Origin of the sequence: Lepagella muris, from assembly GCF_004793975.1 — a bacterium.
GTDB classification, from domain to species: Bacteria; Bacteroidota; Bacteroidia; order Bacteroidales; family Muribaculaceae; genus Lepagella; species Lepagella muris.
In genome coordinates, this window is record NZ_SRYB01000012.1 from 62803 (window position 1) to 89066 (window position 26264).

Consider the following 26264-nt stretch of genomic DNA (forward strand, 5'->3'; position numbering starts at 1 on the left):
TGCATGTAATTATGGCAAACAGATTAGTAGATATAGTATCTGCGCAGGCAAAACGCTACGGAAGCCGAGAGGCATATCGTTTCTGCTGGCGCAAAGATGGAGAATGGCAGTCCACGTCATGGAATGATTTCGGTCTGCAGGTAGAGGTGGCTGGCAAGGCACTTGCCAGAATAGGACTGATTGAGAAAGACACAATCGCAATCTGTTCGCCCAACACACCGCAGATTCTGATCACCGAGCTTGGTGGGTTCCGCAACCGTCTTTCCGCCATACCGATATATGCCAATTCCTCGCAGGATCAATTTGACTTTATCGTCAATAATGGTGGAGCCAAGGTGTTGTTTGTCGGCGACTCACATCAATATCCGCTTGCATACAATCATTGGAAAAAGAATCCCGATTCAATCAAGAAGATAGTCGTATTCAAGAATGACGAGCTGAAGCTTGAGGCTGACGATACGGTCACGATATTCTGGGATGATTTCGTGCGTATGGGAATGGAGGCTTCCGATGACGTGGCGAAGGAGGTTGAGGCACGGTCAGAAAGAGGATTGCCGGAAGATATGGCTACACTCATATATACGTCGGGCACCACCGGCGAACCGAAAGGAGTCGTAATCTCCCATGCCAATTATGATGCTGCAATAGAGACTCATATTCGCCTGTTGAAGCAGGTGAAAGATACTGATCTGTCGATGGCATTCCTGCCGATGAGCCATATATTGGAGAAAGCATGGTGCTATTATTGCATAAGCCGAGGAGTGGCGATTGCAGTAAACTACGATCCGCGTGTCATCCAGGACACTATCCATGATGTCCATCCTAATCTGATGTGCTGTGTGCCCCGATTCTGGGAGAAGGTATATGCCGCCGTCAAGGAGAAGATCGCGACCATGAGTAAGATGCAGCGGATGATGGTGGACAGGGCTATCAGATGCGGCAGGAAGAGAAATCTCGATTATAAGCGTCTTGGCAAGAGAGTGCCATGGTTTCTGGAGAAAGAATATCAGTTCTGGGATAAGAATATATTCCGGAAATTAAAAATGGCGATAGGAATACCTGAGCCTAATATGTTCCCCACCGCCGGAGCACCTCTAAGCGACAGGATTGTGGAGTTCATGCGTTCAGTCGGCATAGAGGTGACCATCGGTTATGGCTTAAGCGAGACGACCGCCACGGTGTCGTATTATCCTCCTGTCGGGTATGAGATAGGCACGGTGGGCATTCCGCTCCCCGGATTGAGTGTAAGGATCGATAAGAATGGAGAGATACTTGTCAAGGGTCCGACAGTGACAGCCGGTTACTATATGAACGAGGAGGCAAACCTCCAGGCATTTACTGATGATGGATATTTCCGCACCGGGGATGCCGGATATTTCACGGAGAGCGGTGCGCTTGTGCTGACAGAGAGGGTGAAGGATCTCTTCAAGACCTCAAATGGTAAATATATTGCCCCCCAGATGCTTGAGAGTCGCCTTGCTGAGAATAAATATATCGATGAGGCAGCCGTCATAGGCGACCAGCGTAAATTCGTCACCGCCCTTATCGTGCCGAATCTTTCGCAGCTTCGTGCGTGGGCCTCTCAGAACGGCATACCGAGCGACGACACTGAGAAATTCGTGTCAGATCCGAAGGTGGTGGCGTTCATGATGGAGCAGATCAACGGAGTGCAGTACGGTCTGGCGGAATATGAGAAGATAAAGCGAATCACATTGTTGCCGCATCATTTCTCCATAATGAACGGGGAGGTGACAAACACGATGAAGGTGAGACGTCCGGTAGTGGCTAAACGCTATTCCAAGGAGATTGAGGCGATGTATGCATACTGATCGGATTCACTCATAGCCTAAGCAAAGAAAAAAGGAATATACATATATGATTACACAGGAACAACTCAAGGAGGCCGCCGAACGACAGGGCGCGCTCAAGAGATACCTTGACATAGACAGCAAGAAGATAGAAGTGGAGGAGGAGGAGCTCCGCACCCACGTGGCAGATTTCTGGGAAGACCGAGAGAAAGCGGAGGCTCAGATGAGAAAGATCAAGGAGCTTCATTTCTGGATCGATTCCTACACGGAGCTTGAGAAGCAGGTGGAGGAACTTCAGCTTGCCTTTGACTTCATAAAGGAGGAACTTGTGACGGAAGAGGAGGTCGATGCCCAGTATGAGCGTGTCATGGATAGCCTGGAGAAGCTTGAATTGCGCAACATGCTTCGGCGTGAAGAGGATAAACTTGGCGTCGTGCTTAAGATAAATTCCGGAGCCGGCGGCACAGAGAGTCAGGATTGGGCGCAGATGCTCATGCGTCTGTATCTCAGATATGCGGAGAAACATGGTTACAAGACCTCGATAGCGCAATTGCTCGAGGGAGATGATGCCGGCATCAAGTCGGTGACAATCAATATTGAGGGAGATTATGCCTACGGCTTCCTTAAGAGCGAGAATGGCGTTCATCGTCTTGTGAGGGTCAGTCCGTATAACGCCCAGGGAAAGCGAATGACTTCATTTGCATCTGTCTTTGTGACTCCTCTTGTTGACGATACGATAGAGATCAACGTGGAGACGGCGCGTGTGTCGTGGGATACCTTCCGTTCGGGAGGTGCCGGCGGTCAGAACGTCAACAAGGTGGAATCCGGCGTGCGTCTGCGTTATCAGTATAAGGACCCCTATACCGGCGAGGAGGAGGAGATCCTCATTGAGAATACCGAGACCCGCGACCAGCCGAAGAATAAGGAGAATGCCATGCGTCAGTTGAAATCAATCCTTTATGAGAAGGAGCTTAACCACCGCATGGAAGAGCAGGCTAAGATTGAGGCAGGCAAGAAGAAAATCGAATGGGGTAGCCAGATACGAAGCTACGTGTTTGATGACCGTCGCGTGAAGGACCACCGCACGAATTATCAGACTTCCGACGTCAATGGAGTCATGGATGGCGATATAGATGCCTTCATAAAGGCATATCTAATGGAGTTTGCCTCGACGGAATCATGACGTCTGTCAAGCCGAATAAATATAAATAAAAAGAGGAATCAGATAATCCGGAAATTATCTGATTCCTCTTTTTATTATGCCAATGAAGTTTTTAAGCCTCAGTATATCAATTGTATCATGTGCATGCTCAATGGCATCATTTCCGTTCCTTAATTAAACCATGGCGGTAGGCGTAGAGAAGTTCCCGCAGTTCCTGTATCTGTCCTGTAAGCTCCTTCCCCCGGTCAGTGTCTCTTACTCTCACTCGGTGAGAGTTAAGTTCTACGAGACGGTTTATGGAAATGATGTCGGTGCCGTTCTTCACAGCCTCATCAGCAGAGGAGAATGGCTCATGCTGCACAAGCTCAAAGCCACGGCTATGGTATACGAGAGTATACCCGGCTATGCCGGTGGTGGCATGATACGCCTTTGAGAAACCACCGTCAATCACCATCAGTTTTCCATTGGCTTTTACAGGATTCTCACCGTCTCCCGCCTTTACCGGCACGTGCCCGTTGATTATGTGGCGGTGTTCCCCGGTGACTTCAAAAGCATCGAGGATATTGTCGCATACCTCCTCTTGTCCGCGCAGATGATAATAATGCCCTTTCTCTTCGTGATGAGTGGCTTTGTCTGCTATGAGATAACGTTCGAAAGTGGCCATCTTTGATTTGTCGAATAGTGGGGAGTCAGGTCCGCACCATGCGTATAGATAGTAGTCGATAGCATTACGCCGTTCCGGCTCCGGGGTGTCGGTGTTATATCCGGAGCGCAGAAGCATCTCTATCTGCTTAAGCAGCTGCGGACCGCTGTAGAGCTTGCCATTGACCTCCACCTCTTTCAGACTTCCATCCTCGTTGAGTGGTATTGAGGCATGGAAAAGAAGGTTGGAATTGCATATCTGGAACAGACTGCCATGAGAGAAGAAGATACTGATATGGCGTTTCAGCTTGTCGCTGACGGAGAAAGAATGTAGCAGCTTCTCCATCAGTAGTTGCTCCTCTGTGGATAGCCTATATGGGTCGGCAGGATCAATTGTCGGGAAATTTGAGTCGGAGAGAGGATAAGAGGTTCCGTTGAGAGATATCGTGCCCGATGTCATGTCGATTTTATGGAGCAGTCGCCGGTCGTCCATTTTCCATTCCGGATGACGGACAATCATCTGACCTTCGAGTTTGAACTGTATGATGGATATTGCCTTGTGCATCTTTGCTATCAGACGACGGTTCTTGTCGGAAATCGCTTCATCTGAACTTGATTTAGGCATGAACACGTCGCAGGGATCGTCTCCGTATGTCTCCATGGCGAACGTGGCGAGAGGCACGAGATTGATGCCGTATCCGTCTTCGAGGGTAGCCATGTTACCATACCGTAACGACACACGTAGCACGTTGGTTATGCAGCATTCGTTGCCACATGCTGCACCCATCCAAAGCACGTCATGATTGCCCCACTGTATGTCGAAGCCTTTGTATTCCAGAAGAGTATCCATGACGATATGTGCACCGTCTCCACGATCATATATATCGCCGAGTAGATGCAGCTGATCAATGCTCAGACGCTGTATCACGTTGGATATGGCGCGTATGCACTCCTCCGCTTGTCCGGTGGATATGATTGTCTCGATGATACGGTTGTAGTATAATTGCTTGTTCTCCTCAAATGGCGACTCATGAAGAAGTTCCTCGATAATATAGGCAAATTCTTTCGGCAGACTCTTCCTTACCCTTGATCGGGAATATTTTGACGAGACCTCTTGGAGCACCTTTATAAGCAGGTGTAGAGTGATCTTATAGAAATTCTCGATATGAGTCTCGGAAGAACGCATCAGTGCGAGTTTACGTTCCGGATAATATATGAGTGAGCATAGTTGTCTTATGTCGTCCTCACGCATAGTTGTGGAGAAAAGTTCGTTGACTTTCCTCTTTATATTGCCCGATGCATTCTTCAGGATATGACGGAAAGCGTCAGCCTCGCCATGTATGTCGGCGATGAAATGCTCTGTGCCTTTGGGAAGATTTAATATGGCTTCGAGATTTATTATTTCGGTGGCAGCACTTGAAATATTGCCGAAATTTTGCGATAGAAGCTCGAGAAGCCTACGGTCGCTCTCGATTTTTTCCGGTGTGAATCCAGACATGGGTTTAAGATGATTGTTTATAGGTTATACTTGAGGAGGAATCTGCCTTGCCGGCAGATCACTTGATGAACAAATACTTTAGTGCGTCAAGAGTGGCTTGTTCTCTCCCTTTAGGGGGCGGGTGCGGGACGGTCAGAGGAGGGATGCAGACCATCCCGGCTTAGAATTTCCGGAGGGTGACGGTGGTGTTGCCATTCTTGAGAATCATTTTCTTATTGTCAAGATGAGCCACGTCAAATGTGACGGGATTTGATGATATCCCGAATTGACTTAGCTTCTCGCTTGCCAACGGTTTTTCCATATCAAGATAAGGGAAATCAAGGGAAAGCGATTCTCCGTCAAAAGAGAAATTGCCGGTAGTCCATACACCCTCTCCATACGATGTGAGATGACAGGTGTGGAGGTAGAAACAGTAGTATATGTTGACATCAAACGGTTGTCGGTCAGGCTCCGGTTCTACCGACATTACCTGCCATTGACCGTCAAGGTCTCCGTTGATCGGGGCTTTCTGGCATGCGGATAATGCAGTCAACGCTATGCTGATGAAGAGATATCTCCAGAAAAATTTTTTTATATGATTCTGTTTCATTTTTGCATATTGGGTTTTGGATATCATAATTTAAAGAATCCGGTTTTCCCTATGGAGATCATGCCGCCAAAACTTTTACCGAGAAGTTTGCCGGAGTCGCCTGCAATTGCACCGGAGAAATACCATCCTTTTAATTTACTGGGTTTCCACGTCGCTTCAAGCATTGCGTTGAAATTCCCCAATATTTCCGGAGATGGATACTGATATGTACCCCAGTTTCGGGAGAAGGATAGCAGAAGTCTGTAGTCTACCTCGGGATGTGGCTTGCCGGCTATGCCGAAATGATGAGCCACTATGCGAGTGTTCATGAATGTGAGCAGGTGGCTACGGTTGTATAGTGGGGAGATTGCGAGGGGATTGCCGATTCCCATCCCCCAATGTTGCCAACCCGGATAGATTGAATGATTGTAGTAGTTGTCGCGTCCGCTGACTTGCTCCGGCACCTTGTCGGAACTGTTGTGCAGCACTGCGCCTGTCTGATCCTTGGAATAAAGAAATTCATACACAAATGTCGTCACGAAAGGATTCTTGGGCAGCCGAGCCTCGATGCCCCACAGACCATCTTTCCAGCCATATTCGAAAGTCATCTGCGACTGGTCTTCGAAATAATGCTCGAAATATGCTCTTATTTTCCAATCGGCGTTTGGAATCCATGACAAAGCTATGGTGTATTCTCCGACCATATTCCCATCGATACTTGTGGTTTCGCCAAGAAATGTGTCAAGTGTGGTTGAAGTAGGGAAAAATGCTCTCACCCAATGCTTCAGACTGCTACCAAGTGACAAGGATTCTCCATTTTTATAGGCTTTCCCTCCGAATTGAGTCGCCATCTCTATCCCCACCTCACCGACAAGCGGGAATTTTGAGGGATTACCGCCACGCAGCCATAGTCCTTTTGAATGGAACAGAACGTTCTCCGCACGTTTCGATTTGGGCGTGTCGGCGGCCCAAGATTTCTGCCATCTTCCATCGGTGAACATTCCGTATGAGATGTATCCCTTTACAGCGAACCAGCCTTTTGTTCCCCAGAAATCGGCATAATCAAATATGCCGACACGTAGTTGCGGCACGGGCAAAGCATTTCCGGAGAAAAGCAGGTTACCGGAGGACAAGCGAGGGTTGTTAAAACTGCTCCATATCTCCTTACTACCGAGCATTGCGCCTAAAGACCGGTATTTTACCTCACCATATAGCTGATGGATTGAGAATGGTGCGGTGGATCTCCATGATGCGACAAGGTCTACTGCCGCACCCCAGGAAAACCTCTTGCTGCGGTCAATGTCGCGGAAAACGGCGGCTCTTACAAAACCATTATTTTTTTCGGGCGACCCGAGTCCCTGTAAGTTGCTCACAAGCCAGAATGGGGTATTTGCTCCGGCGGAAAACGTCGCTCTCGTCTCAGCGAGATAACGGATGGAATCATTTCGGATGGAATCCGCATGCGCAGTGAATGTAAATCCGAGCTGCAAGAGGAGTGGCATAAAAAGGGCAGTCAGGATCCGTAGGTTTGTCTTGTGTCTCATATTGTTTTAATAATGAGGAGAGAAGTTCCCGGTCATATCGGCTATTTCAATCATGAGTCCTGTCGTGAAAATAGGTCAGGGAACAATCCTTAATCAATCCTGGAATAGACAAAATGAAATATTTGAAGAAACTTGACGCCTGCTTATTCAATAAATACATTAAAATAACGTTGTTGTCATGAGGACAATTGTGTGGAATCGATATTTTATATTAAAACAAAATTAGACTCAAGTCGGTTTTCAGGTTCTGCTCAATCTGTTCATTGAAGTTTAGACCGCTTCAAAAAATTGTTTGCAAATAAAAAAAGGGATTCCTAAAAAATAATTCTTATCTATGATAGATTGGCTAAGTAATGACATTCTTGCGTTTGCTATCGCACTGGTGCTTGCCGGTATAATAATACCGCAGATTCTGTTGATTGCGTTTAGAAAAAAATTGTTTGACGACATCGATGAGCGAAAGATTCATAAGGGAGTGGTGCCGCGTCTTGGTGGCATTGCGTTTCTCCCCTCGATATTGTTTTCAGTTGCAGTGATAATAGGATTCAATCTGAAATATGGTAATCCTGCATTGTGGACAGAAGTGGCGTTGTCAACGGTCCCGATGTATTTTATGGTGTGTGCGGTGTTGCTGATGTTCTTGGTAGGCATGGCAGACGATCTTATCGGGGTGCGGTATATGGCAAAATTCATAGTCCAGATAATATCTGCGTTGCTTATTGTCGCATCCGGCATGTATATTGACGATTTCTACGGATTCTTGTGGCTTAATGAGCTTTATGCATGGTTCGGTTGTCTCGTGACAATATTTGCAGTGGTCTACGTGGTGAATGCCATCAATCTGATAGACGGTATTGACGGGCTTGCATCCGGGTTGAGCACGGTGGCATTGGTGTTCTACGCCATATTGTTCTATATAAGCGGCGAGCATGTCTACTCGATGCTTGCATCGGCAGCAGCCGGCACCCTGCTCCCGTTCTTCTACTACAACGTGTTTGGTAATGCCAAGAAGCAGAAGAAGATATTTATGGGCGATACCGGTGCGTTGACCACGGGCATGATCATGGTGTTCTGTGCGATTGCAATGCTCCACATAGATTCCGCTACGTTCACCCATGAGTTTAACCCTATGGTCATGGCTCTTTCTCCATTGATCATTCCATGTTTCGATGTTGTGCGTGTCTATCTCCATCGTGTGCGCCGTCATAGGAATCCTTTCCTTCCCGATAAATGCCATATCCATCATAAACTGCTTGCTTTGGGTCTGAACCAACGCACAGCCCTTATCGTCATAATGATATGGGCAGCGGCATTTATTGTGGTGAATGTGGCACTCTCCTCCGAAGTCAATCCTACAGCACTCATAGCATTCGACGTGATTGTATGGACCATAGCCAATATGCTTCTGACAAGAGGTATCCGTAAACGTGAGGCAAAACTTAACCAACATTTATTTGATTAAAGAGAGAAAATCTTAGGGATATGAAAAGAAAAACACTGTTGAAATATACGGTGGCGATGGTAATTGCCATTAATGCTGTGTCTTGCAGCACTCCTAAGAATGTTACATATTTTCAGGATATAACAGAGACAGTCGTTCCTGTTTCTCAAACAGAGATAAAGGTGCAGCCTCATGACAGGCTCTCAATCGTGGTGAAATCCAAGGATCCAGCCTTGTCAAGTCTATTTAATCTTACGGTGGCTTCCAATCGGCTTGGATATGAAGCAAGTACAAGTGGAACTGGCAGCAGTTTGCGTACCTATACTCCATCAGGAGAAGGAATCTCCACCTATACCGTGTCATCTGAAGGAACAATAGATTTCCCTGTATTGGGTGTGCTTAAAGTAGAGGGAATGTCTCGCAGCGAACTTGCAGGTTTTGTCAAAGGTGAGTTGATAGGACGTGAACTTGTGAAAGATCCTGTTGTCACAGTGGAATTTCTTAACACCGGTTTTTCTGTGATGGGGGAGGTGAATCGTACAGGAAGATACGATATCAACAAGGATCGTCTGAACATCCTGGAGGCGTTATCACTTGCCGGGGACCTTACGATACAAGGACAGCGTGAGAATGTAATTGTTGTGAGAGAGGAGAAGGATGGAATCCACACTTATCGTGTAGATTTGACCAATTTTAAGAGTCTCTCGTCTTCACCGGCTTACTATATAAAACAAGGAGACATAATATATGTGGAGCCGAATAGCGTCCGCAAACGTCAGACCACAGTCAACGGAAATAATATATTGTCGGCAGGTTTCTGGGTATCGGTGGCATCGTTGCTCACTTCTGTGGCAGTGTTGGTGTTCAAATGATTTTGTTTGCTGACAAATATTCTGCTTTAATAAATAACCGCAATATTGCATAACCAAGCCGGAGTTTGTTTCCGGATTTGCGCAAGATATGGATAACACAAAAACAAAACCGGAAGGTATCTCCGGATTCTCGGATTTTTCAATTAAGGATTACATACAGGCATGTAAATCACGATGGCAATGGATATTGTTATCGTTGATTATATGTGTTGGAGCAGGTGTGCTTTATATACTTTGTCAGCAGCCGGAATATCAGCGTACGGAAGAGGTTTTGATAAAAGATCAAGAGGGTGGATCTGGAGTCCCTGACATGGCTGGTGTATTCTCTTCATTTGGACTTGTGTCAAGTAATACAAGCGTTTACAATGAGTTGATTTCTCTTAAATCTCCGGCAGTGATGTATGAGGTCGCCCGAAGACTGCATCTTGATATGAACTATGACCGTCTGGGTGGATTCCATCCGGTAACGCTATACGGACACACGTTGCCTTACATTGTAGATATGCAAGGTATAGAGGAACAAGGTGGCGCATCTTTCAAAATGGAACTCTCTGCTGATGGCAATATAAAAATGAGGGAGTTTCGTAAATTTACAATCGATGGAAAGATAGAACTTGCTGGAGAGGCTACTCTTCCTAAAGGGAAAGAATCTGTCAAGACTCCGATAGGAATAGTTAAGGTCACTCCGAATCCGGAATATGACGGACTTCCTATAACTGAATCTATTGAATTGAAAGTGGTCAAGAAACCAATGCAGACCACTGTGGAAAATTATGGGGAGAAGCTTAATGGAGATCTTGTTAATCAGGATGCAGAAATAATTGGTCTTACAATAAGGGATGTCAGTGTGCAGAGAGCTGAAGATATTCTGAATACAGTGCTTCTTGTCTACAATGAGAATTGGATTGAAGATAAAAATAAGATGGCAGTCGCTACATCTGCATTTATCGACGAGCGTCTTCGTCTGATACAACAGGAACTCGGAGATGTGGACAGCAATATTGCAAAATATCAGACAACCACAGGAAGCCCTGACCTTATAGCTTCGGCTCAGGCATCCATGGAGAAAGAATCGAATCTTGAACAGTCGATATTGAATATTGAAAATCAACTTTCGATTACTACCTATATGAAGGATTTCCTGGATGACAGTGCCAATAAATTTAATATCATACCAGCTAATACAGGTCTTGATAATCCTTCGATAGAGAAAGATATCGCCACTTATAATACGATTCTGTTGGCTCGTAATAATCTTGTAAGCAATTCGTCGGAACGTAATCCTCTTGTCGAGGATTATGACTCTCAGCTGAACGGACTCCGAGAGTCAATCACTCGCAGTATGTCAAACCGTATCGCCGGACTGAAGACCCGTCTGCGTAGTTTCCGTGAAGAGAAGATTAAGACAACAGGCAAGATCGCCGGGACTTCAGAGAAGGCATTGCCGTTGTTGTCTGACACACGCCAGCAGAAGGTGAAGGAAGGTCTGTATCTGTTCCTTCTCCAGAAGCGTGAGGAGAATGAACTTAGCCAGAAGTTTACGGCTGAAAATACACGCGTGATAACACCTCCGATGGGTTCTCTTAAACCTGTATCTCCAAAGAAGAAACTTATTCTTGCAGTGACATTCCTACTTGGTCTTGCATTACCGTTGATAACGATATATATGCTTGAAACCGGCAATACGAAAGTCAGAAGTAAGAAAGATCTTGATGGTGTAAAGATTCCGTTCGCCGGAGAGATACCGTTTGTCGGCAAGCGTAAGAAATTTAAGGTTGTGGTCAAGAAGAATAAGAAACTTGAGGATGAGAAACCTCCACTTGCAGTCGTTGAGGAGGGTAAGCGTGATGTGGTCAACGAGGCTTTCCGCGTAATTCGCAGCAATATCGATTTCATGTCGGGCAAGGGTGATGGTTCTCAGATAATCATGCTCACGTCGTTCAATCCGGGTAGTGGAAAGTCATTCATATCATATAATTTGGGACTCAGTTTTGCCCTAAAGAAGAAGAGGGTGCTTCTGATTGATTGTGATCTCCGTCATGGTTCCTCCTCAATGTTTGTCGGCATGCCTCATAAGGGAATCACGGATTATCTGACTGGAAATAATGATAATTGGCGGAGTCTTATCGTCAAGGTGCAGGATAATGAATTGCTGTCGATCCTTCCGGTAGGAAAGATGCCGCCTAATCCTGCGGAACTTCTTGAAAACGGCAGATTGACTGACCTGTTGAATGAGGTCAGAGGAGAGTATGACTACGTGCTGCTTGACTGTCCGCCTGTCAACATTGTCGTCGATACTCAGATTGTTGGTCAATATGCCGACCGCACACTGTTTGTGGTGCGTGCCGGTCTGCTTGAACGAGAGGCATTAACGGAACTTAATGAGTTCTATGAGAATAAGAAATTCAAGAATATGAGCCTTATTCTGAATGGAACAGAGGCGGTACATAGCCGCTATTACACATACGGTAACTATCAAAGTTATCAGTAAGTTAATATAAGAATAACCATTTAATCCATCATACTTCATCCTTTATACCTTCATACATAAAAAAGATGTGGCCATTTAAGACAGTGAAATCAATAAAGGAATCCGGAATGTTTGACGGATTCATCGATTGGCATTCCCATATATTGCCGGGAGTGGACGATGGCATAAAGAGGATGAGCGATTCGCTTGAAGTGTTGCGTTTCTATGAGGATTTGGGAATAAGGCATGTGTGGCTCACTCCTCACATAATGGAGGACTATCCCAATACCACAGCAGAATTAAGAGCACGCTTTGAGGAACTTAAGAAAGAGTGGAATGGTAAGGTCGAGTTGCATCTTGCCGCAGAGAATATGCTTGACACACTTTTTGAAGAGCGTCTGGAAGCTGGTGATTTTTTGCCGATAGGAGAGGATGGCAGGCATCTTCTTGTTGAGACGTCTTACTATACTCCCCCGATCGGAATGGATGAACTTCTTGATAAGGTCAAGAGTGCCGGTTACTTCCCGGTGCTTGCTCATCCGGAGCGTTACCGCTATATGGATGAGGGTGACTATATCCGTTTGAAAGAACTTGGAGTGTTGTTTCAGATAAATTTCGCATCTTTGGTTGGAGGCTATGGCGATACTGCACGTAAGAAATGTGAATGGTTGTTGTCAAAAGGGATGGCAGACCTGACAGGTAGCGACCTTCATCGTCTTGATGCCACCCAAAGGATGATTGCATTGAAGCCTACGAAGAATAGTGTGCTCGATAATCTTCGTGAAGTGGTATCCAATGGAGGGAAATTTCATTGACCTGATTCAGATAATTGCATTGTATAATGGAAGAAGGGAAGTGTAGTTCGGTAGCTGTGCTCATGAGCACTTATAATGGCGAATTGTATCTGAGAGAGCAGCTTGATTCCATATTCCGACAGAAATATGTGAATGTCACTATCTATGTCAGGGATGATGGATCTGCCGACAACACTATTGATATATTGTCAGACTACGAGAAATGCTATCCTGGAAAAATATATGTGGATAGGGGCATTAACGTTGGTTGGAAACGTTCATTTATGGAACTTGTGCGAAGGACGTCTAAATTGTCATGTAAATATGATTATTATGCCTTTTCCGACCAAGATGATATATGGCTTCCGGAAAAATTGAAGAGGGCGACAGAATCCCTTTCTGAGATTAAGAATGAAATAAAGCTTTATTGCTCCAATCAGTATTACTATAAGGATGGGGTAAATCAAGGATGTGTCAGGACGCGAGAGGTGATGAAGCCTACAGTGGAGAATAGTTTGATTCGTAATCTGGCAATAGGATGTACGATAGTGACTTCTCCGCGTCTTATGATGTTGATGGCATCCGGAGAACCGGCGGGTCCGCCACCACATGATTTTTGGATATATCAGTTGGCTGTGTTGATGGGGGAGGCTATTGTGGATCATAATAGTTATATTTTGTATAGACAACATAATACAAATCAGATAGGAGCTAAGAAAAGTAAGTTCGATATATGGAAACGACGTGTCAGAAAGTTATTGTTTCCAGATATAAAACATGAACGGGAGATACAAGCAAGAGAATTATTGCGAATATATTCGGAATTTATGTCAGAAGATGTTCGACTCAAAGTTGGACGTGTGGCATATTACCGAAAATCATTTGCAAGCCGTCTTAGGCTGATGATGAATCATAATTATACATCAGGAAAGGCTTCAAATGATTTTTGGCTACGACTTAGAATTTTATTTGGACAATTATAGAAATAATAATCATTAAAGGACAGATGGTATGAAGATATTGGTTGTGACAGATCAAACGCTATTGATGGAGGGTGAGAAGATTCTTGGATCTACAAACTTTACAAACATTATTAAGCGTCTATGTGTTATTGGAGAGTTGCATTTGTGTCTTCAAAAACCGAAAGAGAATGGTAATTGTATTCAGGTTTTTAATGATTGCCTAAATGATTATATAATCCATGATAATATCTGCTATATTAATAAGTCCTTTGTATGGCCGTCATCAAATGTCATTAGCACATTGAAGGAGGCTATTTCAAAGGTGGATTTGGTTATAGGCTATGTGCCATCGCTTAATGCGGAATTTGCGGCACACCTTGCTCATAAAGCTCGGAAAAAATATTTTGCCCTAATGGTTGCGTGTCCGTGGGATGGGCTGTGGAATCAGGATTGGAAACGTAAGATAGCCGCCCCATATCGTTATCTTATGAATAGACGAGTGTTGAGTAGGTCTGATTATGCATTATATGTCACAAATAAATTTCTACAAAAACGTTATCCCACAAATGGAATCAGCATAGGATTATCTGATGTCGTGCTTGAAAAATGTGATGACAATGTATTGGAGCAACGTAAGAGGAAAATTAATATTTTGTCTGATAATGGAATTATAAGGATAGCAACAGTGGCAATGCTAAATATTCGATATAAGGGACAGCGTTTTGTTATTCGAGCATTGAGAAAACTTAAAGATATGGGATACAATAACTATCATTATTTTCTTATCGGTGGAGGTGATGATAGTGCCTTACGAAAAGAGGCAGAGAAGCTGGGTGTGATAGATCAGATTCATTTTGTTGGTAAAATGTCGCATGAAGAGGTATTCAATATTCTTGATGATGTGGATATATATGTGCATCCATCGCTTCAGGAAGGTTTGCCTCGTAGTGTGGTTGAGGCAATGAGTAGGGCTCTTCCATGTATCGGAGCAAGGACAGGAGCAATACCTGAATTGTTGAATAATGATTTTATTGTGTCTCGAAAGTCAGTTGATGATATAGTTGACCGGCTTTTGACAATGAGAGATAAGAAAATCATGCTTAAGGAGGCAGAACGTAATTTTGAAGAGGCAAAGAAATTTGAGTGCGAATTATTGGATAAACGTAGGAATATTTTTTATGATAAGATTCGTCAAGACTTTAATTAATTTTAAATAAAATTATGGGCAAACGAGGACATTATCAATACTTAACTAATGTAATAGGGAAGATATTTGGAATTTTACCAAAGTCTGTGTTGAAATTTATATATGGCTTGACATGTAATATGTCAGGATTTGTCGGGTTGGGATTCAGGTATGTCTGTTTGAAAAATATGATAAAAACATGTGGGGAAAATGTTGCAATATTTCCATACTGTATTATTAGACATCCAGAAAATCTGTCAATAGGTAGCAATGTGAGCATTCATCCGTATTGCTATATTGATGCAATAGGAGGAGTTGATATAAATGACAACGTTTCAATTGCAAATCATTGCTCAATCATTTCTTTTGGACATAGTTGGGAAAATAAAGAAGAACCTATTAAATATAATCCATTGATAATGACTCCTATTGAAATAGGATCAGATGTATGGATAGGATGTGGAGTGAGAATAATAGGTCCGTGTAAAATTGAAAGTCGGACAGTGATCGCAGCAGGTGCGGTTGCTCGTGGATCTTTGGCTGGTCACTCTATCTATGGAGGAGTGCCGGTTAAGTTGATAAAGAAAATTTCGAGTCTTGATCCCAATTTTTGAGGAATTGAAAAATTTTTTGTCATTTTATTTCCCAGAAAATAATGATCTCCATATTCGTTCTCGTTCAGTGATTTGCTTGGGATTGAAGATTGAGACATATGGAAGCCATCCATGATACATTTGGTAATAATAAAAAGATTGAGTTGCCAATGTAAAGCAGATAAGTCCTACCCTGATCCATTCTTTAACTTGGCGTAGACATATGAAATTTGCGATTGCTACAGTGACGAACATTGTAGTGTAATTGGATATTCTGGAGAATATTATAGGTATGGAGAATGTGCCTATGCTCAAGAGTATATGAAGAAGAATCATCTGTTGGAAATCTGTTTTTAATTTTGAAATCCTAAATGCTGCGAAAACAGCGATAGCCGGTAAAGCATATCTTATAAGGTGAGCGATTCTCCAGTTTAGATTATAGTTGGTGGAAGTGTATTGTTCAATTCTTCTCGTAACAGACGGGATGGAGATAATGTCCCCTAACTTTTCAATTAGAGGAGTAATTGTTAAAAAAAGGATACATATTATTATTAATGAGAGATTAGGCTTTATAATTTTAACAAGAGGTAGAAACCATATTATTATTGCAGAATAATGTAAAGATATCGAAAGAAATGAAATAAGATAGAATTTTAACCACTTTTTATTTTCAAAATTTCTATAATTTAGCAGGAATATACTGATTGCAGCACTTTCTCTCATAACCTCAACGGAAAAGTATAGCCATTGGAGAATAAGATAAAACATTATTCCGACAAATACATTTCTACAGTATCGATATAGGAATATGAAAATACAGCCGTTTGTAATCGTGGCCATTATTACTTGTACTGGCCAGAATTCTTTAGTGAAAGATTTGCATATTGCACATATAAAAAGATAACCGGGCTCATGTCGTTCTAAAAAAATCTTTACAGTCCAGAATTTATCAAGAGAACGAGCCTTGGTATATGTTTTCATATATCCTATGGTATCAAAACCAACTCGATAACGCATTCCTAATAAAATTATAATATATACTAATATTATAACCATCAGTGTCTTTTGTTTTGCAGGAGGCATTTTTTTATTAAAAATTATGCCTAATGTAGCTAATATAAACGGTACTAGGTATTCCATTATTTGTCTTGAATAGGTCTATTTAGATGTGATTTTAATAAATTTTCTGTTGAAACCAACCAGATTATACATGCTGCAGTCTGCGATATTACAAGCGACCAGATTACGGCGTTCATTCCAAGCAGTGATGCCGCGAGGAGAAGTGCAATCACAATGACTGATTTTATGGTTTCAAGATATAGGATCTTTTTTGTGGTGCCCAAGGTCTTCAGTATGTTGCGGCAAAGCACTTGGATAGATGCCGGGCAGATTGTGAGCGATAATACTTGGAATATTCCGGTTGCAGCCAACCATTTTTCACCAAGTGTAATTGAAATTATCTGATTGGAGAATATTATGAATATGGCGGAGACTCCGACGAGGGCTAAAATCAGCAGGCGGAGCATCTTGTGGTATGTTGCACGTATTTTCGTCACGTCCTCAAACTTTGCAAGCATGGGAAATATACTTTGATCCATGAGGGATGTGCAGGTGCTTTGGCAGAAATTCGTGATTCGTGATACCTGCGTATAATATCCGGTGAATTGCAACGTGGTGATTTTTGCGATTATATTTGTAGATATGTTGTTTGCCAATGTTCTGACTGTATCTGACCCAAAGAGACTTATACCGAAAGAGAATTGATAGCGGAATGATTCTTTTGAAAAAGTGAGAGACGGAATAAATCGGTTATAGATTTCCAGAAATACCACATGGCACAATGCGAGAACAATCTGTTGCCATACGAGCGACCAATAGCCGTATCCTTTATGAGCCATCCATATAGCCACGGCAAGAGATATGATGCCGGAAATTACATTTATGACTGCATATATCTTGAATTTCAGGTCGCGGAAAATCATTATTCTTTGCACCACGCGGAATGCATGTATTATTATTGTCAGACTGATTACACGCACGACATCTGTAAGCTGTGGGCGATCATAAAAGTCTGCCAGTAGTGGGGAGGAGAAATATAGAATCCCATAAAGGAGAAAACTCACTGCAAGATTATAGTAGAACAGGGTGGAATAATCAGTGCGGGATACCTCTTTCTTGCGTAATAGAGCCCCGCCCATCTCGGAGTCGACCATCATCTGAGAAAAGGCAATGAATATTGTCACTATGCCGATTATTCCAAAGTCGGCAGGCGTCAGCAATCTCGCCAAAATTATAGTTGATAGGAATGTGATTCCTGACTGTCCAAACTGGGACACGACATTCCATATTATAGCTGTTCTGAAACGCATAATAATTTTATATTGTCTGATTTGAACCACGAAATATTTAGACAACTTAAATTAAAAACGCATCATAGATAGGAATTATTTTGTAGGCTATTCCGATACCGGGATTAAGGTTGGAACAATCACTAAGCCTCCATTTTTTATGAAACGGGATCTAAAGCGTCGGTTACAAGTATATTTTTGTGATTGCTAAAACTGACATATATAATTGCATCGGACAATAAAAGGCAAAATATAACGTATCTTATTAAGTGATAATAATAGCAAGAACAACTGATACAATCTCCCTTTAATTGAAATGAAGGAACTTTTGCTGGTTATAAATGAAGATCGCTTCTTCTTGTCTCATCGCACTCGGATAGCGGAGGTTGCGGCACGTAACGGATGGAGTGTGACGTTAGTCACTAAGGATACGGGTCAGCGCGGAGAGATTGAGAAGATGGGTTTCAACTATATCGAACTTCCGATCAATCCTACAGGAATGAAGATTGGTGATGAATTGAAGACGCTGATATTCCTATATAAACTGTATCGGAAGCATCCGGATGCCATAATTCATCATGTCGGTCTTAAGAATATGCTGTGGGGTGGTCTGGCATCTCGGCTCACCAAGACCAGGGGTGTGGTGTATGCTGTCAGTGGATTGGGCACTCTGTTTGGGGAAGATAATATCGGGAAAGTTGCAAAGGTCATACAGAAGTTTCTTAAATTCTCCATGAAGAAACGCAATATATCAGTTATCTTTCAGAATCATGATGACGAGCGGTTGTTTCTTGAGAGTGGGATAGTTGACAAGAGTAAGATATGCTTCATAAAGGGTTCAGGAGTGGATCTTTCGGAATATAATTTTTCCGAGGTGCCGTTAGAGACGCCATTGGTGGTGATATTCACGGCAAGGATGCTTCGTGAGAAGGGTGTGCCGGATCTTGTGGCTGCGGCAGAACTTCTGCGTGGAGAATTTGAGGGGAAAGTTGAATTCTGGTTATGTGGAGGATTGTCAAGTAATCCATCGGCAATGAAGGAGGAGGAGATTAATGGGATGATTGACGGTAAATATATAAAATGGCTTGGACATCGTTGTGACATTTCCGACCTGCTCCGGAAGTCATCCATAATGTGCTTCCCGAGCTACTACCGTGAGGGTGTGCCAAAGTCACTGATAGAGGCATCTGCCGTAGGACGTCCGATTGTCACCACAGATTCTGTAGGTTGTCGCGACACGGTGGAAGATGGAGTCAACGGTTTTATAGTCCCTACTCATTCTCCGGAGAGGATAGCAGAGGCATTGCGTAGTCTGATCACTAATCCTCAGCTCATGCGAAAGATGGGCGAGGAGTCACGCCGTATGGCTGAACTCGACTATGACGTGAATAAGGTGGCGGCGACGCACCTTAACATTTATGAACAACTTATGCGCACCCAGTGTGCACTGTAACATATCACATTACCGTGTGCATGATGTCACATTATCATGTGCATGATGTATGAAAAAGGGAACCAGGTTTGACCTGATTCCCTTTATTTCGTATCATTGCTGACTGATTATGCATCAAGGATTACTCAGCTTTGCCGTCAGAACCGAGCACGTTGATGATTTTGTGCTTGTAGAGTTTCTCCATCTCGTCGCGAGCCGGACCGAGGTATTTACGGGGGTCGAACTCAGCGGGTTTCTCAGCGAGGACTTTACGCACAGCAGCAGTCATTGCAAGACGGCTGTCGGAGTCAATATTGATCTTGCAAACGTCCATAGCTGCAGCCTTGCGGAGCTGCTCCTCAGGGATGCCGATTGCATCGGGCAATTTGCCACCGTTCTCGTCTATGATCTTCACGTATTCCTGAGGAACGGAAGAAGAGCCGTGGAGCACGATGGGGAAGTCGGGGAGTTTCTCCTCTACAGCCTCAAGCACGTCGAATGCCAATGGAGGGGGAACGAGAAGACCTGTCTTCTCATCGCGGGTGCACTGTGCAGGAGTGAACTTGTAAGCACCGTGAGAAGTGCCGATAGAGATAGCGAGGCTATCGCAACCTGTGCGGGTAACGAAGTCGATTACCTCAGCAGGGTCAGTGTAGGTGTGGTGGTCGGAGCTAACCTCGTCCTCAACGCCTGCGAGTACGCCGAGCTCACCCTCTACAGTCACGTCGAACTGATGAGCGTAGTCAACCACTTTCTTAGTGAGGGCAACGTTCTCCTCATAGGGGAGGTGGCTACCGTCGATCATTACGGAAGAGAAACCGTTGTCGATGCAGTCCTTGCAAGTCTCGAAAGTGTCACCGTGGTCGAGGTGAAGAACGATCTGGGGATGCTCCCAGCCGAGAGACTTGGCATATTCAACGGCACCCTGTGCCATGTAGCGGAGAAGAGTACCGTTAGCGTAGTTGCGTGCGCCTTTTGATACCTGAAGGATTACCGGAGATTTAGTCTCAGCTGCAGCCTTGATGATAGCCTGGAGCTGCTCCATGTTGTTGAAGTTGAACGCGGGGATGGCATAACCGCCATGCACTGCCTTGGCAAACATCTCTTTTGTGTTGACAAGGCCAAGTTTCTTGTAATCTACCATGATAAATGTCTAAACGTTTGTGTGCGTAGCACAATTTGTTGCAAAAATACAAAAAAAGATGCTCCCGACAAAATGATAAGCGTAAATAATTGATAAAAAGTTTGAATCTTTAGAGAAATCATCTGATATATCTTTGTATCAATATGCTTTTCAATGACGCGGGGCTCTGAGGAGTCATATCTTATAATATTCTCTAAACCATTCCACTGTCTTCTGTATGCCGATTTCAAGAGGGGTGGCTGGGAGGAACCCTGTGGCTTCGGCAAGGGCTGAGGAGTCGGCGTTTGTCTGATAGACGTCGCCCGGCTGCATAGGCAGGAGTATCTTCTCCGCCTCAAAACCTACGGCGCGTTCTATGCAGGAGATGTAGTCGATGAGACGGATCGGATGCTGATTCCCGACATTGTATATGCGGTATGGTGCGACTGAAGATGCCGGATTCGGATCCTTGGCATCCCAATCGGGATTGCCGTTCGGGATTATTCTTGAGATTCTCACGACGCTCTCCACAATGTCGTCGATATATGTGAAGTCGCGCAGCATATCGCCGTTGTTGAACACCTTTATGGGGCGATGATGGAGTATAGCGTCTATGAAAAGGAACGGCGACATATCGGGCCTTCCCCATGGTCCATATACGGTGAAGAATCGCAGGCCTGTGACAGGTAGATTGTAAAGGCTGGAATAGGCGTGAGCCATAAGCTCATTGCTCTTTTTCGTAGCCGCATAGAGGCTCATGGGATGGGCAATGCCATCCTTTTCCGAGAAAGGCACCTTTTCATTCAGTCCGTACACACTTGATGAAGAGGCATACACAAGATGCTTCACTCCATTGTGGCGGCATCCTTCAAGCACGTTGATGAATGCGTCGACATTGTTGACGATGTATGAACGGGGATTATCTATGGAGTATCTCACTCCAGGCTGTCCTGCCAGATGAATCACTATTTCGAATCTTCCGGTCTCAAATAAATCTGAGGTTTTTGCATCGTCCTTAAGATTTATATTTACGAAAGAGAACGAGGCATAAGAACTGCTGACAATATGTTTACCTGAATTTACGTTGTCGGTATTAATCCCGAGATTGTGCAGACGAGCCAATTTCAATTTCGGATCATAATAGTCGTTTAGACTGTCCACGCCCGTCACGTGATGCCCCTCTTCAAGAAGCCTCCGGACTACTGCCGAACCTATGAAGCCTGCCACACCGGTCAGTAAAATTCTCATTACTTTTTCAGATTATTATTTTTGTTTTTTGAGATTATGAAGTTTAGACTACATTACTGCGTGCAAAGTTAGTCAAAAAAGATGACAGATGCAATTTTTGACAGCGAGGGAGTGGTTTGTGAAGAGCTGCTTTAGTCAATATGTTAAAATAGATGTGAAATGATTTGCAGATTTCATCAGATAACGTTAATTTTGCATTTCGTTGGGAAGGTTGTCCCGTCAGGATTCTTCCTATTCGATTTCAAGTATGAATGTATCTGTTGGCGGGTAAAAGTTTCCCTTTGATCAACGCTATGAAAATTTTTGAATCTCACACCATAAAAGAAATAGATAACGCCACATGCGAGGCTCAGAATATAGACTCCCTGCAGCTGATGGAGCGTGCGGCGAATGCTGTGGCATGTGAAATAATCACGCGCTTCTTCCCTACGCAAAGGATAGTGGTGATAGCCGGACCGGGCAACAACGGAGGCGATGCGCTTGCCGTGGCCAGGATCCTTTACGAACAGGGTTACAAGAAGGTGGAGGTATTCCTTTTCAATGTCATAGGAAAACTGAGTCATGACTGCGAGGAGGAACGTAAGAAACTGATCACTATGGATGGTATCGATTTCACGGAAGTGAAACGTGATTTCCAGCCTCCTTATCTGAGCGAGAACGACGTGGTGGTCGACGGCATGTTTGGATGTGGTCTCAACAAGCAATTGCAGGGGGGCTTCATGATGCTTGCCCGATATATAAATGATTCCGGGGCATACGTGGTCTCGATCGATCTCCCGTCAGGACTTTTCGGGGAATGGAATGCCGATGTCAACCGCCGAGACGTGGTTCATGCCGATCTTACACTCTCTTTCCAGACCCCAAAACTGTCGTTTTTCTTCAGTGAGAACAGCGATGTGCTTGGTGAATGGAAGCTTCTCGACATAGATCTTGACGACAGCATGATGAAGGAGATACCGACAAACTATCTCCTTGTGGAAGCGAAGAACGTGCGTCCTCTGCTTAAGCCGCGAAAACTTTTTACCGGTAAGCGCGACTATGGTTCGGTTCTACTGTTTTCGGGAAGCATCGGCATGATGGGAGCCGCAGTGTTGTCGGCGAGGGCTTGTCTTAGGAGCGGTGCCGGACTTGTAACCGTCCACAGTGCGCGTATAGGTATGCCCGTAGTACAGACTGCCGTGCCGGAGGCGATGTTCGAACCCGACAGAAATGAGAATTACATAACGGATATGGGAGTGCATCACACTCACCAGGCTGTTGTGGCAGGACCCGGTATCGGCACCAACGACAGGACTGTGGATGCTCTTGAAGAACTTTTGAAGACTACAAAGTCGCCACTGGTGCTTGATGCGGATGCCCTTAACTGCATAGCGCGTCGTCCGCAATTGCTCACCAATCTGCCGTCGTATACTATCATCACCCCTCATATCGGGGAGTTTGACCGTCTTTTTGGGGAGCATAACAATTCAGAGGATCGTCTGAAGAAAGCCATAGAGATGGCGAAGTATCATAATATCATAATCGTGCTGAAGGGTCACTACACGGCTACAGTGCGTCCTACAGGCAGGGTCTATTTTAATTCTACCGGCAATCCGGGTATGGCGACCGCCGGATCCGGCGACGTGCTGACCGGGGTTATTGCGGCGTTCCTTGCCCAAGGATACCGTCCGGAACATGCCGCCACGCTCGGAGTCTATATCCATGGTCTTGCCGGAGATATGGCTGTGAAGGAGATTGGCGAATATGGTCTTGTCTCTTCAGATATTGCCAATTACTGCGGTCGTGCTATTCGCGCCATAATCAACAGGGAATCCCCCCTCTTCTGAAAATATGAAAATGAAATTTAAAGAATTTTTTTGTGGCGTGATGCTTGTTGCATCCGCCATGCCTGTGGCTGCCCAGCAGACAAAGCTCCTGACAGCAGAGAAACATAATGAATACGGATTGGTCTACACGCTTCCGGTGACGGCTCTTGACGTGGAGGTGACGGCTGTGAAGGAGACGAGGAAGGCAGGTCCGTATTATCAGTATGCAAAGAAGTATGTCGGCACTGACAAAGTGGTGAAGGATGATGCCGAGGTGTGGACTATCAGCAGCGTCAAGGTGCGTCCATACGGTATGCCTGACCCTGATGCCAAATATCTAATGCAGCTGAAGCCGGGTGCAACTACTTATATAGGAGTGGATTCCGACGGTATGCTCCTTTCCATCAACAAGGCACCTGTGATCCCTGCTGCCGAGATTGTGCCGGCAGCAAAGGCAGATGCCGACAAGGTCGGCGACAATGAGTATCTTCAATATGTCGATGAGGATTTCATCGCTTCGCAGTCTTCTGCAAAACAGGCCCAGATGCTTGCTGAGAACCTTATGGAGATAAGGGAGTCGAAGATAGCACTCACGAGGGGCACTGCCGAGACGATGCCGACAGATGGTAAGCAGCTTGAACTCATGCTCAACTCGCTGACGCATCAGGAGGCTGCCATAACGGCTGCATTCCTTGGAAACGTCACGCGAGAGACTGTGGTGCGTAACTTCACGTTTGTTCCGGCAGAGAATGAGAAGACCACTCTTTTCCGTCTCAGCAATTTTAACGGCTTCGTCAATGCCGACGACTATTCCGGAGAACCGGTCTATATCACGGTGGAGATTACCAATGAGGGTGCTCTTCCCGTGGATGCCAAGGGTGTTGAGAAGAAATTGCCGAAAGATGCGGTGGCATACTGTGTGCCGGGCGCAGCAGACATAACAGTAAGTTTCCAAGGGAAGACCCTTTGGAGCAAGGAGGTGGAGATAGCTCAATTCGGAGTTGTGTTCGGTCTTGATCCCCAGCTCTTCAGCGATAAGAAATCACCGTCGTATGCGGTGTTTGACCCCTCTACCGGCGCATTGAAGGAGATTGGCAGTCTCAAAGAGGAGGAATGATGGCAATGGGCGATCAGGGATTGTTTGGGATGGCTCCGGCTGCGATGACGCTGACGCAATTCACGATGGCTATCGGCGACGCCGTGCGCCGCAATCCTCTGCTCCAACGGGCATGGGTAGTGGCAGAACTGAGCGACGTGCGAGTCAGTGGCGGACATTGCTACATGGAGCTTGTGGAGAAGAATCAGTCGGGTCAGACTGTGGCGAAGATGCGTGCCACGATATGGCAGTCTACATTCAGCATGATTCGTCAGAAATTTTATGCAGCCACCGGGCGCGACATAATGACCGGATTGAAAGTGATGCTTAACGGGTCGGCAAATCATCATGCCGTCTATGGTCTCTCATTCTCGGTCAACGACATTGACCCGAACTATACCCTCGGCGACATGGAACGCTTACGCAGGGAGATTCTCGACAGATTGAATAGGGAAGGGGTGCTCGGTCAGAATAAGATGCGTAGGATGCCGGAGGCACCGCAGCGTATTGCTGTGATTTCCGCAGCCGGAGCCGCCGGATATGGAGATTTCATGAATCATCTTGTGGCGAATCCGGAAGGTTTCGTATTCTATCCCGTATTGTTCCCGGCAGTGATGCAGGGCGACCGCACGTCATTATCCGTAAGGGAGGCGTTGTATAAGGTAGCTCAGAATCTTGACAAGTGGGATTGTGTCGCAATCCTGCGAGGAGGTGGAGCCACCACCGACCTGAATGGTTTCGATGATTACGAACTTGCGAGGGCAGTCGCCACATTCCCTATCCCCGTTGTCGTAGGTATCGGTCATGAGCGCGACCGCACGGTGCTTGACGAGATCGCCCATACCCGTCAGAAGACACCTACAGCAGTGGCAGCGTTTTTCGTTGATTCTGTGCGCGCCTCCTACGAACGGGCACTCTCTCTGGTGGATTTCGTGTCGAGATACACTACCGATCGGCTCTCGGGAGAGATGAGGCGCCTCACGAATTGCGAGGCGTTGATTCCGGCACTTGTGGATGTGCGTCTCTCATCGGCACGCTCATTACTCGAACGTGAGATTTCCCGTATCCCTGTGTTAGTCTCTTCCCGAATCTCTCAGGCAGGGGCGAAATTGGATATGACAGGCAGATTGCTGTCGGCATTGGCATCGCGTGGAAGCCAGCGTGCGTCAGAACGTCTTGACGAGTTGACAGGAAGATTGATTACGGCAGCAGATACGGCGATGAAACGTAACGTGGCGCGTCTTGACAGTCTTGCAGGGATGATAGGTGCATTAAGTCCCGACAATACGCTGAAACGCGGATATTCCATCACTCGTGTCAATGGTAAGGCTGTGACGGATGCGTCATCCCTGAAAAAAGGTGAACGGATCACTACCCGATTGTATCACGGAGAGGTGGAGTCGGAAGTGGTTTAGACGAAAAGGTTAAGACAATTTCAATACTACATAAAAATTTGAGATATGAATGACCAGCTATCCTACGGCAACGCAATTGCCGAACTTGAAAATATAGTGGCGAAGATGCAGCGTGATGATTGCGACATCGACAATCTTGCCGGCTACACTTCGCGTGCACTCGAACTTCTGAAATACTGCAAGGAGAAACTTTTCACCACAGATCAGGAGGTGAAGAAATGTCTTGAAGCCCTCTCCTCAAAACCTGAATAAAATAA

Annotated in this window: 21 protein-coding genes; 14 read left to right on the plus strand and 7 right to left on the minus strand. The window is 45.1% G+C overall.

What is annotated here, in order from left to right; genetic code table 11:
* Positions 1–11 precede the first annotated feature (11 nt).
* Together E5331_RS09730 and prfB are read left to right on the plus strand one after the other, a co-directional pair.
* A complete protein-coding gene (locus tag E5331_RS09730; RefSeq protein ID WP_168355197.1) occupies positions 12–1829 on the plus strand; it encodes an AMP-dependent synthetase/ligase in 1818 nt (605 codons plus the stop codon).
* A 46-nt stretch (positions 1830–1875) separates the two neighbouring features.
* A complete protein-coding gene (gene prfB / locus E5331_RS09735) occupies positions 1876–2991 on the plus strand; it encodes a peptide chain release factor 2 (RefSeq protein WP_123484337.1) in 1116 nt (371 codons plus the stop codon).
* 136 nt (positions 2992–3127) lie between these two features.
* On the opposite strand, the gene E5331_RS09740 is transcribed toward prfB, so the two are convergent.
* The 3 genes from E5331_RS09740 to E5331_RS09750 form a co-directional block, all read right to left on the minus strand.
* The gene (locus E5331_RS09740) at positions 3128–5110 is read right to left on the minus strand and encodes a fructose-1,6-bisphosphatase (protein ID WP_123484336.1); all 1983 of its coding nucleotides are present in this window, start codon (positions 5108–5110) and stop codon (positions 3128–3130) included.
* A gap of 160 nt (positions 5111–5270) precedes the next feature.
* On the minus strand, positions 5271–5699 hold the full coding sequence (locus E5331_RS09745) for a lipocalin-like domain-containing protein (RefSeq protein WP_168355198.1): 429 nt from the start codon (positions 5697–5699) through the stop codon (positions 5271–5273).
* A 23-nt stretch (positions 5700–5722) separates the two neighbouring features.
* Positions 5723–7222: a capsule assembly Wzi family protein gene (locus E5331_RS09750; RefSeq protein WP_123484334.1), complete on the minus strand. Its 1500-nt coding sequence runs from the start codon at positions 7220–7222 to the stop codon at positions 5723–5725.
* A 334-nt stretch (positions 7223–7556) separates the two neighbouring features.
* Between E5331_RS09750 and E5331_RS09755 the strand changes: the two genes are divergently transcribed.
* The 7 genes from E5331_RS09755 (at position 7557) to E5331_RS09785 (ending at position 15561) form a co-directional block, all read left to right on the plus strand.
* A complete protein-coding gene (locus tag E5331_RS09755) occupies positions 7557–8684 on the plus strand; it encodes a glycosyltransferase family 4 protein (protein ID WP_123484333.1) in 1128 nt (375 codons plus the stop codon).
* 20 nt (positions 8685–8704) lie between these two features.
* Complete coding sequence (locus tag E5331_RS09760; RefSeq protein WP_123484332.1) at positions 8705–9535, plus strand: polysaccharide biosynthesis/export family protein; 831 nt, start codon at positions 8705–8707, stop codon at positions 9533–9535.
* Between the two features lie 88 nt (positions 9536–9623).
* Positions 9624–12026, plus strand: coding sequence for a GumC family protein (locus E5331_RS09765; protein WP_123484331.1), 2403 nt, complete (start codon positions 9624–9626; stop codon positions 12024–12026).
* A gap of 65 nt (positions 12027–12091) precedes the next feature.
* The gene (locus tag E5331_RS09770) at positions 12092–12820 is read left to right on the plus strand and encodes a tyrosine-protein phosphatase (protein ID WP_123484330.1); all 729 of its coding nucleotides are present in this window, start codon (positions 12092–12094) and stop codon (positions 12818–12820) included.
* A gap of 26 nt (positions 12821–12846) precedes the next feature.
* Positions 12847–13782, plus strand: coding sequence for a glycosyltransferase (locus tag E5331_RS09775; RefSeq protein ID WP_123484329.1), 936 nt, complete (start codon positions 12847–12849; stop codon positions 13780–13782).
* 28 nt (positions 13783–13810) lie between these two features.
* On the plus strand, positions 13811–14968 hold the full coding sequence (locus tag E5331_RS09780) for a glycosyltransferase family 4 protein (RefSeq protein WP_123484328.1): 1158 nt from the start codon (positions 13811–13813) through the stop codon (positions 14966–14968).
* Between the two features lie 14 nt (positions 14969–14982).
* On the plus strand, positions 14983–15561 hold the full coding sequence (locus tag E5331_RS09785) for an acyltransferase (RefSeq protein WP_123484327.1): 579 nt from the start codon (positions 14983–14985) through the stop codon (positions 15559–15561).
* A 24-nt stretch (positions 15562–15585) separates the two neighbouring features.
* On the opposite strand, the gene E5331_RS09790 is transcribed toward E5331_RS09785, so the two are convergent.
* Positions 15586–16680, minus strand: a complete 1095-nt coding sequence (locus E5331_RS09790; RefSeq protein ID WP_123484326.1) for an EpsG family protein — start codon at positions 16678–16680, stop codon at positions 15586–15588.
* Positions 16680–17909, minus strand: coding sequence for a lipopolysaccharide biosynthesis protein (locus tag E5331_RS09795; protein WP_123484325.1), 1230 nt, complete (start codon positions 17907–17909; stop codon positions 16680–16682). The genes E5331_RS09790 and E5331_RS09795 overlap by 1 nt, the downstream gene beginning before the upstream one ends.
* A 295-nt stretch (positions 17910–18204) precedes the next feature.
* Between E5331_RS09795 and E5331_RS09800 the strand changes: the two genes are divergently transcribed.
* Complete coding sequence (locus E5331_RS09800; protein ID WP_123484324.1) at positions 18205–19341, plus strand: glycosyltransferase family 4 protein; 1137 nt, start codon at positions 18205–18207, stop codon at positions 19339–19341.
* Positions 19342–19462: 121 nt separating this feature from the next.
* Here the strand turns inward: E5331_RS09800 and E5331_RS09805 are convergent, their stop codons facing one another.
* Positions 19463–20464, minus strand: a complete 1002-nt coding sequence (locus E5331_RS09805) for a class II fructose-bisphosphate aldolase (protein ID WP_135985979.1) — start codon at positions 20462–20464, stop codon at positions 19463–19465.
* 174 nt (positions 20465–20638) lie between these two features.
* On the minus strand, positions 20639–21691 hold the full coding sequence (locus E5331_RS09810) for an NAD-dependent epimerase/dehydratase family protein (RefSeq protein ID WP_123484322.1): 1053 nt from the start codon (positions 21689–21691) through the stop codon (positions 20639–20641).
* Between the two features lie 293 nt (positions 21692–21984).
* Here E5331_RS09810 and E5331_RS09815 point away from each other — a divergent pair, with 293 nt between their 5' ends.
* The 4 genes from E5331_RS09815 to xseB are packed head-to-tail and all read left to right on the plus strand — an operon-like array spanning position 21985 to position 26259.
* Positions 21985–23517: an NAD(P)H-hydrate dehydratase gene (locus tag E5331_RS09815; RefSeq protein ID WP_123484350.1), complete on the plus strand. Its 1533-nt coding sequence runs from the start codon at positions 21985–21987 to the stop codon at positions 23515–23517.
* Positions 23518–23521: 4 nt separating this feature from the next.
* The gene (locus tag E5331_RS09820) at positions 23522–24613 is read left to right on the plus strand and encodes a DUF4831 family protein (protein ID WP_123484321.1); all 1092 of its coding nucleotides are present in this window, start codon (positions 23522–23524) and stop codon (positions 24611–24613) included.
* The gene (gene xseA, locus E5331_RS09825) at positions 24610–26007 is read left to right on the plus strand and encodes an exodeoxyribonuclease VII large subunit (RefSeq protein WP_135985981.1); all 1398 of its coding nucleotides are present in this window, start codon (positions 24610–24612) and stop codon (positions 26005–26007) included. Before E5331_RS09820 ends, xseA begins: the two co-directional genes overlap by 4 nt.
* 45 nt (positions 26008–26052) lie before the next feature.
* Complete coding sequence (gene xseB, locus E5331_RS09830) at positions 26053–26259, plus strand: exodeoxyribonuclease VII small subunit (RefSeq protein ID WP_123484319.1); 207 nt, start codon at positions 26053–26055, stop codon at positions 26257–26259.
* The last annotated feature ends 5 nt before the right edge of the window (positions 26260–26264 follow it).

Excerpts from the sequence above, each read along its gene's own strand:
- E5331_RS09815 (WP_123484350.1), top strand. The coding sequence starts at position 21,985 with ATGAAAATTTTTGAATCTCACACCATAAAAGAAATAGATAACGCCACA.
- E5331_RS09785 (WP_123484327.1), top strand. The coding sequence starts at position 14,983 with ATGGGCAAACGAGGACATTATCAATACTTAACTAATGTAATAGGGAAG.
- E5331_RS09790 (WP_123484326.1), bottom strand. The coding sequence starts at position 16,680 with ATGGAATACCTAGTACCGTTTATATTAGCTACATTAGGCATAATTTTT.
- E5331_RS09810 (WP_123484322.1), bottom strand. The coding sequence starts at position 21,691 with ATGAGAATTTTACTGACCGGTGTGGCAGGCTTCATAGGTTCGGCAGTA.
- E5331_RS09795 (WP_123484325.1), bottom strand. The coding sequence starts at position 17,909 with ATGCGTTTCAGAACAGCTATAATATGGAATGTCGTGTCCCAGTTTGGA.
- E5331_RS09775 (WP_123484329.1), top strand. The coding sequence starts at position 12,847 with ATGGAAGAAGGGAAGTGTAGTTCGGTAGCTGTGCTCATGAGCACTTAT.
- xseB (WP_123484319.1), top strand. The coding sequence starts at position 26,053 with ATGAATGACCAGCTATCCTACGGCAACGCAATTGCCGAACTTGAAAAT.
- E5331_RS09760 (WP_123484332.1), top strand. The coding sequence starts at position 8,705 with ATGAAAAGAAAAACACTGTTGAAATATACGGTGGCGATGGTAATTGCC.
- prfB (WP_123484337.1), top strand. The coding sequence starts at position 1,876 with ATGATTACACAGGAACAACTCAAGGAGGCCGCCGAACGACAGGGCGCG.
- E5331_RS09770 (WP_123484330.1), top strand. The coding sequence starts at position 12,092 with ATGTGGCCATTTAAGACAGTGAAATCAATAAAGGAATCCGGAATGTTT.
- E5331_RS09780 (WP_123484328.1), top strand. The coding sequence starts at position 13,811 with ATGAAGATATTGGTTGTGACAGATCAAACGCTATTGATGGAGGGTGAG.
- E5331_RS09755 (WP_123484333.1), top strand. The coding sequence starts at position 7,557 with ATGATAGATTGGCTAAGTAATGACATTCTTGCGTTTGCTATCGCACTG.
- E5331_RS09730 (WP_168355197.1), top strand. The coding sequence starts at position 12 with ATGGCAAACAGATTAGTAGATATAGTATCTGCGCAGGCAAAACGCTAC.
- E5331_RS09750 (WP_123484334.1), bottom strand. The coding sequence starts at position 7,222 with ATGAGACACAAGACAAACCTACGGATCCTGACTGCCCTTTTTATGCCA.
- E5331_RS09805 (WP_135985979.1), bottom strand. The coding sequence starts at position 20,464 with ATGGTAGATTACAAGAAACTTGGCCTTGTCAACACAAAAGAGATGTTT.
- E5331_RS09745 (WP_168355198.1), bottom strand. The coding sequence starts at position 5,699 with ATGAAACAGAATCATATAAAAAAATTTTTCTGGAGATATCTCTTCATC.
- E5331_RS09740 (WP_123484336.1), bottom strand. The coding sequence starts at position 5,110 with ATGTCTGGATTCACACCGGAAAAAATCGAGAGCGACCGTAGGCTTCTC.
- E5331_RS09820 (WP_123484321.1), top strand. The coding sequence starts at position 23,522 with ATGAAAATGAAATTTAAAGAATTTTTTTGTGGCGTGATGCTTGTTGCA.
- E5331_RS09765 (WP_123484331.1), top strand. The coding sequence starts at position 9,624 with ATGGATAACACAAAAACAAAACCGGAAGGTATCTCCGGATTCTCGGAT.
- xseA (WP_135985981.1), top strand. The coding sequence starts at position 24,610 with ATGATGGCAATGGGCGATCAGGGATTGTTTGGGATGGCTCCGGCTGCG.
- E5331_RS09800 (WP_123484324.1), top strand. The coding sequence starts at position 18,205 with ATGAAGGAACTTTTGCTGGTTATAAATGAAGATCGCTTCTTCTTGTCT.